Source organism: Paenibacillus sp. 7516 (assembly GCF_002272715.1).
GTDB classification, from domain to species: domain Bacteria; phylum Bacillota; class Bacilli; order Paenibacillales; family Paenibacillaceae; genus Paenibacillus; species Paenibacillus illinoisensis_A.
The window spans coordinates 750945-764486 of sequence record NZ_NPBI01000006.1 but is presented as its reverse complement, the minus strand read 5'-3'; the positions used below and the strand labels follow the sequence as shown (position 1 = coordinate 764486).

Genomic DNA, 13542 nt, shown 5'->3' with positions numbered 1-13542 from the left:
TACTAGGGAGACAACGGTTTTTTGTTTATTAGGCTTAAAAGACTTTAGCTTCAAAGAATTATACAGATTCGTTTTAAATGATAATTCTGTAGAGTAATACATAAGGTAGGTTGTGTATGATCATATCAATGGGGAGAGAAATCCACATTGAATAGTGTTTTATACAAATACTAAATTTACTGAAGTGACATAAAACCAAAGGAATGCGACCCTACTAGGTCTTCTCTTGGGTTGAATGCAATATTAACTAATTCTAGGCTCAGAATTAAAATGTGATAGCGTATTTACTTGTTTGGGACTAATACTTTGGTAACTGTAATCTTTTTAAGTCGTATGAAAAGACAGGATAGACTGTATATGAATCGCCATCATTGTGCTAAATGTCTTACCCACTTCCGAAATTCTTATCATTTTCTATGTATTCTACTTCATCAAACGAATGTTCCCTTGTTAAGCGGAAAACCAACTATTATTGTACTTTTATTGGTAAAAAGAGGAGTTGTTTTTAGCAAAGAGTCCTATCAAAGCAAAGTGTATTTTGTTAAATCTTCGACCGTACAGCTTATATGGCGATGCGACCAGTTAAATACGGAAATACAGGAGAAATCATTACTTCATAAGGGGGGAGAAGGAATGGATAAAAAATGGATTGTTGTTATCGTTATAGTTTTGATTGTTGGAGCGGGTACTATTGGATATATGACAACATCAAAAAATAGCTCCATGGTCGAAACAGAGGGGCCTCAATCTTCTTCTGAAGAAACAAATAATACTATCGACAATAAATCAATAGGAGATCTTCCCGAGACTCTTTCTTATCAACGTCTGTTAGCAGCTGCAGATGAATGGTATGTTGCTCCACATGGTCCAATTAAACCAGATGATGCTGGTAAGGTTGCAGAAATTGAATTCCCTGAAACCCAGCCACAATCCTTAACCGAGTTATTGGCTGAAATGGCAGCAATGTATCGAGGGGAGACACCGTTTACTCAGGCTCGCATCGTTTCATTTGAATATTTTTCGAGTATTGACCCGATTTCGACAGAGATTAAAGACTATGGACCACTGCCAATTCCAGATATAAGCGACGCAGATAACCAGGATATTCGTGTAGTCGATATTGAAAATGCATATAAAAACTTCAAAGCATATGTTGATAATGTTAAGGTTAACACACCATGAAAACTAAAGCGGAGAAGCATCTTATTCTCAAAAAAGCGTGTGCACCACGCTAAAACCTAACGACTTCATTAGTAACAAAAAAAGTTTAACCTTTCTCCAGTTAAAGTTTAATCCTAGGAAAGCCGATTGGTCTAGACGAAGTAAAACGTATCGGACACGAGGAAGGTTATAATACAGAATTTGATGCAGGAAAGCCTTGTCTTCATTTAGGTCAACGGAGTTAATTACAGTTCAATATAATCTCCGTCTGGAAATTCTAGTAAAATGGTTACACATAAATAGAACTATCGCTCCTTAAAAACAGCGTCTAACATCGATTAAACTGTAGGATAGATGTAGAACTGAGGGTTGAGACAATGACAAAGATACAGATTCCTGTGGATCAAATGACACATACGATTGGACTGTTTAAGTTAGGACACGGGCACTTGCAGCAAATTCTGGATAAAGTAAACAGCCATCTTACTCCGTTGATTGGTGGATTTGAAGGAGAGACAGCTGAGCGTTTTGCCCATCTATACCGCTATGCGGAGAAAAACTTGAATAACACTCTGGAGCTGCTCCACATGGTATCCCTACGGTTGGAACAAATACGTGATCGCTTTGTGGATACCGATTCAACTATGGTTAATATATCCTCGTTACTAGAGTATCAGGCTAACCCAGGTACACCCCGTACCAACAATCTCGTATGTGGCCCCAATGATCCACCTCCTAAACGAAGTGTCGAGGAACATGTGAATGCTTTCTTCAATCAGGCTGGGGAGAATGTAGCTGCAATTGGGGATTCTATCCTCCAACTAGGCAAAGATTTCATTGAACATCCTCTGGATACAACGGGGGAGCTTTTGTATGATAATACCATTGGTACGATCACTGACATAGGGAACGGAATTGCCTTCACTTGGAACTATGGTTGGGACAATGGAGATACCCGCGAACAGGCAGAGAAGAAAATAGCAGCTGAATTCGATAAAATGAAGCAAGAGGGCGGGGCAGAGTATGCTGCAAATATTACAACTTCCATGCTACTTGGTGTCTTTGGAAGAAGGGTTGGATTAAAGTCCATCGATGGTAAGCAGCATCATTCACCTCATACCGATTCGGGTGGAAGTAATGGACATGGGATGAATTCTCAAATGGAAAGTTATTCTGGAGAGCCCTTTCACTATAGCCAAGAACCTACAAAAAGAGGTGGCAAAAGTATTGCAGATCAAATTACTGAACGTGGTTGGAATGATCAACGACTGAGTGAAGCTATAAATGAACCAGCAGGGACTGTAGACTGGGTTGATCAAAGAAAAGGACAGAATAATGCACCGGTTACAGTATATTATCACAAAGATAGTGGTTATGTTGTTAGAAGAAATGATACGGGAGAAATTATCCAAGTTAGTCAAGTGGATGACCCCGATTGGAGCACATACTGGTCAGATGATGATATCAAATGGGTTAAATAGATACAATTCATTTAAATCATAAATAGGGAGTAGAGCATATGGTCGATAATAATACATGGAGCACGGAGTATTCTTCTGTTGATATGCGTGCAGTAAGGTTAGTAGAAAAAAAATGGGGTATACAGTTTCCTTCAGAGTACATTAACTTTATTCAAAAATATCACGGTGCAGAGCCTTTACAACGGACGTTGAATATCAATGGAAAGAAAGTTATGTTTTCTTCCTTCCTAACATTCATTGCATTTGATGATCTTGATATATTAGATGTATACAATGAGCAAAAGAACAGTCTTCCTCTTAATCATTTTCCTTTTGCTATAGATGAGGAGGGTAACCTGTTTTGCTTTAATTTCAGCAACTTGCCTCATCCTAGCATTATTTATGTAGAAACGATACGTTCTGACAACCCTCTGCATACTTATATTGCAGCAGACTTTACGGAGTTTGTCCAACAATTTAATTAGCTGATCTGACCTCAGCATGGCTAGAATCTATACTTGATTCCTATGCTCAATGAACACAGAAACGATTATAAATGAAGTAGGTCAGCTAAACGCTACCTTCACATTGAATAGTTATGTGATTTTCCTGGACTCTAAAAATAGTGAGATACGAGAGACCAAAAGATCAAATTTGCTATATTATGAAACTAGAGAACTCTCCATGGCCAAAATGATTTGTATTTAGGGAAAGCTAAACTGCTGTCTTACCTGCAGATGAAAAAATCATTATCAAAACGGAAAAGATTAATAGAGTAGCAAGCAGGCCTTAACTCCACGATCGTACTTTACTACCAGGGGCCAACTTGCTGTTTGGTGTCCACATTTGTAGTTACGATTCAGCTTCCGGAGAGTGAACGTTAGAGTTAATGAACTCGCCAGAGAATTGCGCAGAGCCATTTTTATTTTTTTTGAGTATTGTCTTCTCATTATTCTAAATTCCTCTAAGAAAAAGATTAGATAAATAAAGACGGGAAGCCCTGAAACTGCAGTAGACTTTACTTGATGAGTGGGCACTTGATTTCTACAAGTATACTGGTGGTTTCCATTTAAATGTTAAGGCCCGGTTGCATTGTACTTGCACACCGGGCCTTTTCTTATAAACACATTATTCGAGGGACGGGATGCTGCTTACTCAGTAATCTGTATAATTTCAATATCGTAAGCACCGAGTTCCAGATGAGGGCCTTTGACTGTGCCGTCCAGAGCACTCGTATAGGTATCATTCAACTGTATGGAGACAGGTTCGGGGCTTAAGTTCAGAATAAAACGAAATGATCCATTCGGACCCGTCCGGGTGGTGATCTGGACCCCGTCAGGTAGAGCTTCAATCCCCACAAGTTGGCGTTTGTCGCCAATCGTTCGCAGTAACTTGCGCAAATAGGCCTCTTCTGGCTGGGTGGCTATGTAATAGACCTCACCCTCACCCCACGGGTTTCGCGTAACGGCTGCACTTTCGGCATAGAATTGATCCGCATATACAGCAACTGGTTGTGCCGTATCAAGTTCAAGTACATCTGCCCACTGAGATGCGGCATATTCATTGCCCTGATCATCCCGAATCGTAAGGGTGTCGCCGCCTACTGGGTCATATTCAGTCACTCTCACGCCCGAACAAGCGGACAACAAGCCCGGCAGCGGGGCCATCACACATACATTATGGTCATCCTTAACGCCGGAACGATGTGTAAGGATCAGGGTTCCTCCTGCAGCTGCAAATGCCTGGAGTCGCTCTGCGGTTGCCTCGTCCAGGAGATACAGATGAGGAGCAATAATGATTTTGTATCCGTCCAGTGATGCGGAAGCGTGGATGACATCTGTACTGATTCCCATTTTGGTCAAGGCACGATGCCATACTTTTATGTTTTCATAGTAGTTCAATCCTTCAGCCTGAGGTTGAATATGCAGGGCGTATGTTTGCTCATGCGAATGCAGGATGGCAACTTCATTGTCCAGAGTTGAACCTTGCAGTCGCTCGCCGAGTCTGTTCACCTCCGTGCACAGCTGCTGGAATTCTTTAAACCGCCGGCCGGGCACATTACTGTGGTCGATCAGGCCATGCCAGAACTGTTCTGCTCCTACCGTAGCACTCCGCCAGCGGAAATGCACAACCGTATCGGCTCCGCGGGCTATGGTCTGCCACGAGTAAGCACGCAGAAAACCCGGACGCGGTGCGCGCCACATCGGAAACCAGCACCCTGGCGGTCCGCTTAGCTGTTCCATAATCCAGAAATTTCGGCGTTTGATGCCACGTGTCAGATCCAGAGACAGTGCCCCACTGTATGGTGCCGTTTCGATTTTGTTTGGTGATGGATTCGGATAATAATCAAAAGAAGCGAAATCGAGCTCTGCTGCAATCTTATATTGATCCGCCTTCTGCGGATAACTATGGAAATTATGCGTAATCGCATGGTCAGAACAATTGCGGCGAATGATGTCTACCTGAATCTGCTGAAAGGCGACGATGGAATCCGACTGAAAACGGGAATAGTCCAGCAAGAAAGAAGGGTTCTGAAACGTGGAACCCCCGTAAGGCGGCGTGATCTGTTCCCAATCACTGTATTCACCGCTCCACACCACCGTACCCCAGCGTTGATTGACTTGTTCCAGCGTCGAATAACGCGCTTGAACCCATTCGCGAAACGCGTCCGCACAGGCGGAACACTGGCAATCCGTGAAGCTGAATTCATTGTCTGTTTGCCAGCCCACTACTCCCGGGTGCTCTGCATAACGTTCAGACAGTTTCTGCACGATGCGTGCACTGTAAGTTCTCATGCTCGGACTGTTATAGCAGCGGTGGCCACGAACCCCTTCGTGGTATCGTTGACCATTTGGAAGTATAGGCAGAATATCCGGACATTTCTCAGTGAGCCAGCGTGGTGGTGTCATGGTGGGGGTTCCAATGATGATCTCTAATCCATGACTGTGCAGGATATCCAGGGCCTGATCAAGCCATTTCCAATCGAACTGCCCATCCGCAGGTTCCATGCGACTCCACGCAAATTCACCCACACGCACAAGGTGTACACCGCTATCGGCCATCAAACGTGCATCCTGTTCCCATAACGCAGAGTCCCAATGCTCTGGATAATAATCGACGCCCATTCGAACGGGACGGTTGAATTCCATATGAATTAGCTCCTTTGTTGTCGAAATAGTAAACGGCATATGAAGTTCATATGCTTGAAACGGTCATAGCAGCAACGCCATCCTATGAACATTAAGGTGTTCTAACTCATTGTATAATGGATATTTTCAGCGGAGTATAACATCATGTTGCGATGATTAGCATGATCTTGTCATTTTTATAATTGTCTTGAATGTAACGTCTTGTACGCAATGGTTGCGCATCAATTCTTTGAATATGGCCATGCATAATTTCCCTTTAATTACAAACAATACATTCAAATTCACACAGGGAAGGAAGCGTTAGGCATGTGCAATCGTTTTTCATTGGCAGCTGATCTGGATGAAGTGAGGGACCATTTCAAGATTGAACGCGTGATGTACTATTACAAGAACCGCTATAACATTAGTCCGACGCAGCATACGCCGATCATTTTGCATCAGGACGGTGAACGGGTATTGGATGAGTTTCGCTGGGGATTTATTCCGTTCTGGGGGCGTGATGCCGTCAATGCCAACCTGATGACTGTACATGAGAACCCATCCTACTACAAACTGGTGGAAACGAAACGGTGTGTTATCCCATGTAATGGACTGTATTACTGGCGCAAGGAAGGCAAAAAAAGCTATGCAGTACGAGTGGTAATGCCGGACCGGGGGTTGTTTGGTATCGCAGGATTATATGAAATTTGGAGAGACACCCGCAAGGAGCCGCTTCGCACCTGTACGATGCTAATGACTGGTGCCAACATGGTGACCCGGGAGTTCGGGAACAAAATGCCGGCGATTCTCTCGGAAGATGAAATCAACACATGGCTTGACCCTGCTAATACACGGGTGACACAGCTGCTGCCACTTCTGAAATCGTACAATACGACAGATATGAACCTGTACCCGGTGACACCTATGGTAGCTAATGATGAACATGATTGTTATGAATGTGTGGAAGAGATGGATCTGAAACTCGCATATGTACGCAATTTCTAAACGCATATGGTGGATGGCGATCCATGGGGCGGAGTGTAGGATGTCACTTCGCCCTTTTTGCTGTGAGCTTGAAACGGCGTGATTGTGATTAATAAATGAAGGAATTGAATCGTCCAAAAAAAATTTTGGGAATGAAAAGTTGAAATATGAAGTAATAGTAACTATAATGGTTACAGTAATCGAAATACGTATTCATATATCTATTTAAAGAGATATTATAATCAGGAGGGAACCACGAATGAATCCAAAGTATAGCCAAATTTTTGAACAAGTTTCACTACCAAATGGCATTAGACTCAAAAACCGGATCGTACTCGCTCCTATGACTCATATGTCCTCGAATCCCGACGGTACCGTCTCGGATGCTGAACTGGCTTATTATGCTCGTCGTACTGGCGGTGCAGGCATGTCCGTGACTGCCGTAACGTATGTTACACCGAACGGTATCGGATTTCCGGCGCAATTTGCAGCCTATGACGATAGCTTCGTTCCGGGCCTGAAACGCCTCGCCGACACGATCAAGCAGCAAGGTTCCAAAGCAGTACTTCAGATCTTCCATGCCGGACGTCTCACTCCGGAACAAGCTGTACCCGCTGGTCAAGTGGTAGCACCAAGCGCAGTTGCCAGTGAACGTCCAGGATCTCCTCTACCAAGAGAACTGTCTGACGAAGAAATTACGTCCATCATCAACGATTTCGGTGAAGCGACACGTCGTGCCATTGAAGCAGGATTTGACGGTGTAGAGATCCACGGTGCGAACGGTTACTTGATCCAGCAGTTCGTCTCTCCGCATTCCAATCGCCGGGAAGACCGCTGGGGTGGCAGCATTGAGAAACGCCTGACATTCCCGCTGGCCGTTGTTGATGAAGTGAATAAGGTTGTAGCGAAACATACCAAGCTGCCGTTTATTGTCGGATACCGTTTCTCTCCTGAAGAACCGGAAACACCGGGTTTGACTATGGAAGAGACTTACGCACTCATTGACGCACTGAAAGAAAAAAATCTGGATTACTTGCATGTATCCCTGAACGAGTTCTGGTCCAAACCACGACGCGGCGAAGCAGATACCCGTTCCAGAATGGAATTTATCCTGGACCGTGTAGGCGGAAAATTGCCGGTTATTGGTGTAGGTGCAATCCATACGGCAGACGAGGCAGCGGAAGCTCTTCAGACTGGCGTGCCACTGCTTGCCATCGGACGTGAGTTGATTATTGAACCGGACTGGGTAGAAAAAATCGAGAGCGGACGAGAAGAGGATATCGAGACCGTTTTGACAAAAGCGGATCAGGAGCGTCTGGTTATCCCTGACGGATTGTGGAATGCCATCATTAACACGCCGGGCTGGTTCCCTTTGGCAGACGATAAATAATACATCTCAGCATGTTATGGAGGGAGCCTATGCTCCCTCTTTTTGCACGTTCTTCATCCCGATAAAATTCTCCTTCAGGTAGCACTGTGGTATGATGGGATGTACAGGATTCATTTTGGATATCAACGGTTTGGAGTGAAGAAATAATGCTCGTGGCTGAACGTTATGAGAAAATTGTGGAATGGGTGGATGCGCAGGGAAGCATGCGTGTAACCGAGCTTAGTGAGCGCTGCGGGGTGACGGAGGAGACGATTCGCCGCGATCTGGACAAGCTGGAGCAGGCTGGCAGGTTAAGGAGATCCCACGGCGGTGCGGTAAGTGTAAAATACAAAGAAGAAGGACAAGCGGAGATCCCTTATCCTGAACGGGCGATTACACATGCTGAAGAAAAGCGAAGAATAGCCGAAGAAGCCATCAAAATGGTACAGCCAGGCGACCGGATTGCACTGGATGCCAGCACAACGGCATGGTATATGGCTGCAGGGCTGCCGAATATTCAGCTGACTGTATTGACCAACTCCATCAAGGTGGCCGCTGAACTGAGCGGCAAGGAACAGATCAGGGTTATTGCCACGGGAGGGCAGCTTGCTTCCAAGTCATTGTCTTTTGTAGGCCCGCTCGCTGAACGTTCACTGGATGCCTACCATGTGGACAAGGTATTTCTGTCCTGCAAAGGAGTGCATTTGACCAAAGGCATCAGCGAATCGAACGAATTGCAGGCTTTGGTGAAACAGAAGATGATCAGTATTGCGGATGAAGTTATTTTGCTCGCAGATTCGAGCAAGTTCGATATACGGGCTTTTACGAGAGTTGCAGTACTCAGCAGTGTGACACAGGTCATTACCGATGTGGGGTTGAACGAAGAGCTTGTTAGCGCACTGAACGAACAATCTATACCTTGTAAACGAGTGTAGTTATAGAAAAGTATAAGTTAATATCTACACTTGAACGGAGAGGGCAGAAGAACTGGAAAAGCGGAGTGGTCGCATTTATCACCGGATTTCCCCTATAACAAGGGATTAAAAAAATCTGGGGATAACAGCGATTGAAAGATTTCTGACTTCGGAGTTCTCTTGTGTAGATTCATTTTTTATTTTTCAAGAAAGGAATGAGTGAAATGAAACATCCTTTTCATCTGAAAGCCGTATGGAACGGCGGACGCAACAGTGAGGGCACAATTGATGCGGGAGGATTAAAATCGGTCATATCCATCCCTCAGGAGATGGGGGGGCCAGGTACAGGAACCAATCCGGATGAAATGCTGCTGGGTGCAGCCTCCACCTGTTATTTGATCACGCTGGCGGCCATGCTGGAACGGTCGGATATTACACCGCATGAGCTGACACTGGAATCGGAAGCAACAGTGGATGTCACCAATAACATATTTACCTATGAACGAATTGTGCATCGACCACGCATTGTGCTCCAGTCTAATGCAACAGAGGCTGAGCTGACCAAAGCGGATCGACTTGCACATAAGGCCGAAGAGTCTTGTATGATATCAAGAGCGGTCGCAGGGAATGTAACCATCGAAACGCAGCCTGTCATTGTCATAGCCGATGTTAGAACAGTCTAATAGATATGAAGAGACGGCGCGAGCCGTCATTTGTGTAAAATAAGGGGAAGTTCGGTATGAATTCACAGAAAAGCAAAGCGAACCGATTCGCACGTTTAACGCGTGCGTTGAAGCTGAATTTTCTTAAATTGTTACGTGCTCCCGGAGGAGCACATAAGGTTTCCACCGGATTTGCGATCGGTTTTGGTCTCGAATTGATCGTTATCTCCACGGCATCACTGATCTATCTCGTGTTTTACCCCATTGTGCGATTGTCTGGCGGTTCACTTCCGGCTGCCATCGTGGGTAATGTGATCGGAAAACTGACGTTTCTGCCGATTTTGCTCATGCCGCTTGCCAAGCAGATCGGGTCATGGATATTGCCAGCACACAGCATGGGACAGGGCCCTGTGCACGAGAGTGCCTTCATGGAGCTATTTCGCGGCAATTGGTCTGCGCTGAGCGAACTATTGCTGGGTGGGCTCGATATCCTCGCAGGCATGTCTGTCTTTGGCATGATCCTGGGGTTCATTTCGTATTTTGTGGTCAAATTCTTCTATATCAGAGCTCTACGGCGTCGCCATGAACGGAGATTGGAGAAGCGCCGCCTAGCGACGATGTCTCCTGGACCAGCACCCGTGCTTATCCGGAAGACATCACAATCATAACCGGCAGAATGACCATGGATGCGGCAGTTGTCCATAGAATGCAGCGGGATACAAATTGCGGAGAGGCATTGAATTGTTCAGCCAAAATCACTGCGTTCACTGCCGTCGGCATGGATGCCAGAATCAGCAGTACACTAAATAAGGTGCCTTCGACCTGGAGTGCGGTCAGAATCAGGTAAGATAGTACCGGCGCAGCAGCGAGACGCACGACAAGTCCAGTCCAGAAAGCACGCCGTACATTAGGCTGCCATGGCTCAGCGGAACCGCGTGGTCGTAACATCTGTGCACCCAATATGGCAAGCACAACCGGGGAATACCCCGCTGCAAGCATCGCGATGCCACTATCCAGAGCTTCAGGAAGACTGATGCTGGTGGACCGCAGAACGATTGCAATGACTGCGGCATAAATGGACGGCATACGGAACACGGACAAAATGGCATGTTTGACCGTGAATTCCGACCTGGCTGCAAAGAAGATCCCGACCGTATTCACAATAATCATCTGTCCGATCACATAGACCGAGGCCTTGTCCAATCCCAGTTGTCCAAAGGCAAGCAAAACGAGCGGGAGCCCGTAATTCACACAGTTTGTAAACGTGGAGACAAGGGTGAGTCCTGCTTTTTCGCTTGCACCCAGGTGGAAGATCCGGCTTAATAGTTCGGCCAGCGCCCACAACGCGATCAGATTAATAATGGAAAACCAGAACGTGCCTGTGACGTCCGTCCAGGTAATTTCGGCATGCAGCAGCGTATCAAAGATAAGCGCAGGGCTCAGAATATAGAGGGAGAAGGTTGATAGTGACCGGGTATCCCAATTTTTGAACCGCTTTAACAGAATGCCTCCGATGACTGGCAGGGATATGGGCAAAAAAACATGATACAACGTAAGCAGAAATGATTGCAGCAACCCGAATTCAGTCCTTTCATGATGAAAAACCTATCTAATCATAGCAGAAGTTGTCCTGGATCGTGAATGGATAGCCGCATGATATTTTTCCAATAACGTACATGAGCCCCTGCATGTTGAGCGTGGAGAGGGCTGACGGATTGCTATTTTGATATGGCAGATTTATTATAGAAGAGGTGCAGCTAGACTACATACACATAGAGGAGGAAACTGTAATGAGTGAATCAAAACGCTTGCTCGTATTGGTCGGCTCTTATGCCGAAGCGGAAAATGAGGGCATTTACGCATATGAATTGAATGAGGATACAGGCAGCTTAAGCAAGCTGGACGGCATCTCGGGTGTGAAAAACCCAACGTTTGTAAACGTTAATGCCGAAAACAACAATGTATATGCGATTGGAGAAGCTGTATCTCCAGAGGGAAACAAAATGTCCGAAGCGGTTGCTCTGAACATTGATCCTTCCACAGGGAAATTATCCTTGCTTAATCGTAATGATTCCATCTCGGCTCCACCATGTCATATCCAGCGCGATCCTTCGGGACGTTACCTGATCCTCTCCAGCTATCACGGTGGACTGGTAGGTCTGCAATCGTTGACGGATAACGGTGAAGTTGGAGCGCTTTTGGACGAGAAAAAACATGAGGGTAAAGGCGCACATCCAGAGCGTCAGGACAAGCCTCATGTTCACTCTGCTTTCTTCAGCCCGGATGGCAAATACATGATGGTTCAGGATTTGGGTGCTGACAAGATTGCCATCTACACGATCGATGCTGACAACAATGAGCTTGTGCTGCATAGCGAAACAAAAACTCATGCAGGAGCAGGTCCACGTCACTTGGCGTTCCATCCGAATGGCCAGTTCGCTTATGTGATTAACGAAGTGGATTCTTCCATTACGTCTTACCGTTATGATGCAGCAGCAGGTAAGTTGACTGAAGTATCCACTGTGTCGACCCTGCCGGATGGCTATGAGGGCGCTGAAAATACAACTGCTGAAATTACCGTATCGAATGATGGCCGTTTTGTATACGGATCGAACCGTGGACATGACAGCATCGTTGTATTTGCAGCAGACGCTGAAACAGGACATCTGAAACTGGTAGAACACGTTTCTGCAGAAGGTGAGCATCCACGTCACTTTGCATTGACGCCGAACGGTAAATTGCTCATTGCAGCCAACCGTGATACCAATAACATCGTTACGTTTACGGTCGATCAAGAAAGCGGACGTTTGAAATACACAGGACATAGTACAGGTGCATCCAAGCCGGTATGTGTAAAACCCGTTTATTTCTAAACCGTATTGATCCAGTTGTACATGCATAGATACATGGAAAAATACCCTGCCATAAAGCAGGGTATTTTTAATGATGTAAGAAAGGTTTTTTTGTTTTCGCTACTTCTCTATAAAGTGTTCCTTGATTGATTTTGATCATTACAATTCCTATAACAACATTATTTAGTCAATAGTATCGTGTAGGTAACTACCTGACTTCAAAGTGCGTACTTCCTGAATGGAAAGTCAGCCTCTACAATGAATGAGTAGCCAAGATAAACGTTGCATGCATCTGAAGAGGCTGATTGGTGCAGGCTAATTATTTAGAAATCCTATACAGCAATACTCATACTTGAACAACAAAGGAGAAATGAATCATGAAATTGCAACTCGCACTCGATCTGGTAAACATCCCTGAAGGTATCGCTCTCGTTAAAGAAGTGGAACAATATATCGATATCGTTGAGATTGGTACACCAATCGTTATTAATGAAGGACTTCACGCGGTAAAAGCGATGAAAGAAGCATTCCCTAATTTGCAAGTTCTTGCGGACCTCAAAATTATGGACGCTGGTGGTTATGAAATCATGAAAGCAGCTGAAGCTGGTGCGGATCTGATCACTGTGCTTGGGGCAACCAATGACAGTACGATCAAAGGTGCAGTAGCAGAAGCGAAGAAACAAAACAAACAAGTTCTTGTGGACATGATCAACGTGCCTAACCTTGAACAACGTGCTCGTGAAGTTGATTCGCTTGGCGTAGATTACATCTGTGTACACACAGGTTATGATCTGCAAGCTGAAGGACAAAGCCCGTTCGAAGATTTGCAAACGATCAAAGCTGCTGTGAAAAACGCAAAAACGGCTGTAGCTGGTGGCATCAAGCTGGAAACATTGCCTGAAGTAATCAAAGCACAACCGGATCTGGTCATTGTGGGCGGCGGAATCACTGGACAAGCAGACAAAGCCAAAGTTGCGGCTGAAATGCAACGTCTCGTTCAACAAGGGTAACG

At 45.3% G+C, this 13542-nt stretch carries 12 protein-coding genes; 10 read left to right on the top strand and 2 right to left on the bottom strand.

Features of this window, described 5'->3' with window-relative positions; translation table 11 throughout:
• Nucleotides 1-633 precede the first annotated feature (633 nt).
• The 3 genes from CHI14_RS06695 to CHI14_RS06685 all read left to right on the top strand — a co-directional run bounded on the left by CHI14_RS06695 (nucleotide 634) and on the right by CHI14_RS06685 (nucleotide 3106).
• Nucleotides 634-1182, top strand: coding sequence for a hypothetical protein (locus CHI14_RS06695; RefSeq protein ID WP_095287608.1), 549 nt, complete (start codon nucleotides 634-636; stop codon nucleotides 1180-1182).
• 377 nt (nucleotides 1183-1559) lie between these two features.
• The gene (locus tag CHI14_RS06690; protein ID WP_170948033.1) at nucleotides 1560-2642 is read left to right on the top strand and encodes a colicin E5-related ribonuclease; all 1083 of its coding nucleotides are present in this window, start codon (nucleotides 1560-1562) and stop codon (nucleotides 2640-2642) included.
• A gap of 38 nt (nucleotides 2643-2680) precedes the next feature.
• Entirely contained in the window at nucleotides 2681-3106 is a 426-nt protein-coding gene (locus CHI14_RS06685) for an SMI1/KNR4 family protein (RefSeq protein WP_095287606.1), read from the top strand.
• Between the two features lie 666 nt (nucleotides 3107-3772).
• On the opposite strand, the gene CHI14_RS06680 is transcribed toward CHI14_RS06685, so the two are convergent.
• The gene (locus tag CHI14_RS06680) at nucleotides 3773-5770 is read right to left on the bottom strand and encodes a beta-galactosidase (RefSeq protein ID WP_095287605.1); all 1998 of its coding nucleotides are present in this window, start codon (nucleotides 5768-5770) and stop codon (nucleotides 3773-3775) included.
• A 306-nt stretch (nucleotides 5771-6076) separates the two neighbouring features.
• Here CHI14_RS06680 and CHI14_RS06675 point away from each other — a divergent pair, with 306 nt between their 5' ends.
• The 5 genes from CHI14_RS06675 to CHI14_RS06655 all read left to right on the top strand — a co-directional run bounded on the left by CHI14_RS06675 (nucleotide 6077) and on the right by CHI14_RS06655 (nucleotide 10346).
• Nucleotides 6077-6754: an SOS response-associated peptidase gene (locus tag CHI14_RS06675; protein WP_095287604.1), complete on the top strand. Its 678-nt coding sequence runs from the start codon at nucleotides 6077-6079 to the stop codon at nucleotides 6752-6754.
• A gap of 238 nt (nucleotides 6755-6992) precedes the next feature.
• Nucleotides 6993-8123 (top strand): NADH-dependent flavin oxidoreductase, encoded by a 1131-nt coding sequence (locus tag CHI14_RS06670; RefSeq protein ID WP_095287603.1) that lies wholly within the window; start codon nucleotides 6993-6995, stop codon nucleotides 8121-8123.
• 146 nt (nucleotides 8124-8269) lie between these two features.
• Complete coding sequence (locus CHI14_RS06665; protein WP_095287602.1) at nucleotides 8270-9037, top strand: DeoR/GlpR family DNA-binding transcription regulator; 768 nt, start codon at nucleotides 8270-8272, stop codon at nucleotides 9035-9037.
• Nucleotides 9038-9240: 203 nt separating this feature from the next.
• Complete coding sequence (locus CHI14_RS06660; protein WP_095287601.1) at nucleotides 9241-9699, top strand: OsmC family protein; 459 nt, start codon at nucleotides 9241-9243, stop codon at nucleotides 9697-9699.
• A 56-nt stretch (nucleotides 9700-9755) separates the two neighbouring features.
• Nucleotides 9756-10346 (top strand): DUF2062 domain-containing protein, encoded by a 591-nt coding sequence (locus tag CHI14_RS06655; RefSeq protein ID WP_095287600.1) that lies wholly within the window; start codon nucleotides 9756-9758, stop codon nucleotides 10344-10346.
• On the opposite strand, the gene CHI14_RS06650 is transcribed toward CHI14_RS06655, so the two are convergent.
• The gene (locus CHI14_RS06650; RefSeq protein ID WP_095287599.1) at nucleotides 10321-11253 is read right to left on the bottom strand and encodes an AEC family transporter; all 933 of its coding nucleotides are present in this window, start codon (nucleotides 11251-11253) and stop codon (nucleotides 10321-10323) included. The genes CHI14_RS06655 and CHI14_RS06650 overlap by 26 nt on opposite strands.
• 215 nt (nucleotides 11254-11468) lie before the next feature.
• Here CHI14_RS06650 and CHI14_RS06645 point away from each other — a divergent pair, with 215 nt between their 5' ends.
• Nucleotides 11469-12551, top strand: a complete 1083-nt coding sequence (locus tag CHI14_RS06645) for a lactonase family protein (protein ID WP_095287598.1) — start codon at nucleotides 11469-11471, stop codon at nucleotides 12549-12551.
• A 356-nt stretch (nucleotides 12552-12907) separates the two neighbouring features.
• Nucleotides 12908-13540, top strand: coding sequence for a 3-hexulose-6-phosphate synthase (gene hxlA / locus CHI14_RS06640; protein ID WP_090993813.1), 633 nt, complete (start codon nucleotides 12908-12910; stop codon nucleotides 13538-13540).
• Nucleotides 13541-13542 lie beyond the last annotated feature (2 nt).

Bases quoted from the DNA above. Each gene is read 5' to 3' on its own strand.
- CHI14_RS06695 (WP_095287608.1), top strand. From the start codon at position 634: ATGGATAAAAAATGGATTGTTGTTATCGTTATAGTTTTGATTGTTGGA.
- CHI14_RS06685 (WP_095287606.1), top strand. From the start codon at position 2,681: ATGGTCGATAATAATACATGGAGCACGGAGTATTCTTCTGTTGATATG.
- CHI14_RS06680 (WP_095287605.1), bottom strand. From the start codon at position 5,770: ATGGAATTCAACCGTCCCGTTCGAATGGGCGTCGATTATTATCCAGAG.
- CHI14_RS06675 (WP_095287604.1), top strand. From the start codon at position 6,077: ATGTGCAATCGTTTTTCATTGGCAGCTGATCTGGATGAAGTGAGGGAC.
- CHI14_RS06670 (WP_095287603.1), top strand. From the start codon at position 6,993: ATGAATCCAAAGTATAGCCAAATTTTTGAACAAGTTTCACTACCAAAT.
- CHI14_RS06665 (WP_095287602.1), top strand. From the start codon at position 8,270: ATGCTCGTGGCTGAACGTTATGAGAAAATTGTGGAATGGGTGGATGCG.
- CHI14_RS06660 (WP_095287601.1), top strand. From the start codon at position 9,241: ATGAAACATCCTTTTCATCTGAAAGCCGTATGGAACGGCGGACGCAAC.
- CHI14_RS06655 (WP_095287600.1), top strand. From the start codon at position 9,756: ATGAATTCACAGAAAAGCAAAGCGAACCGATTCGCACGTTTAACGCGT.
- CHI14_RS06645 (WP_095287598.1), top strand. From the start codon at position 11,469: ATGAGTGAATCAAAACGCTTGCTCGTATTGGTCGGCTCTTATGCCGAA.
- hxlA (WP_090993813.1), top strand. From the start codon at position 12,908: ATGAAATTGCAACTCGCACTCGATCTGGTAAACATCCCTGAAGGTATC.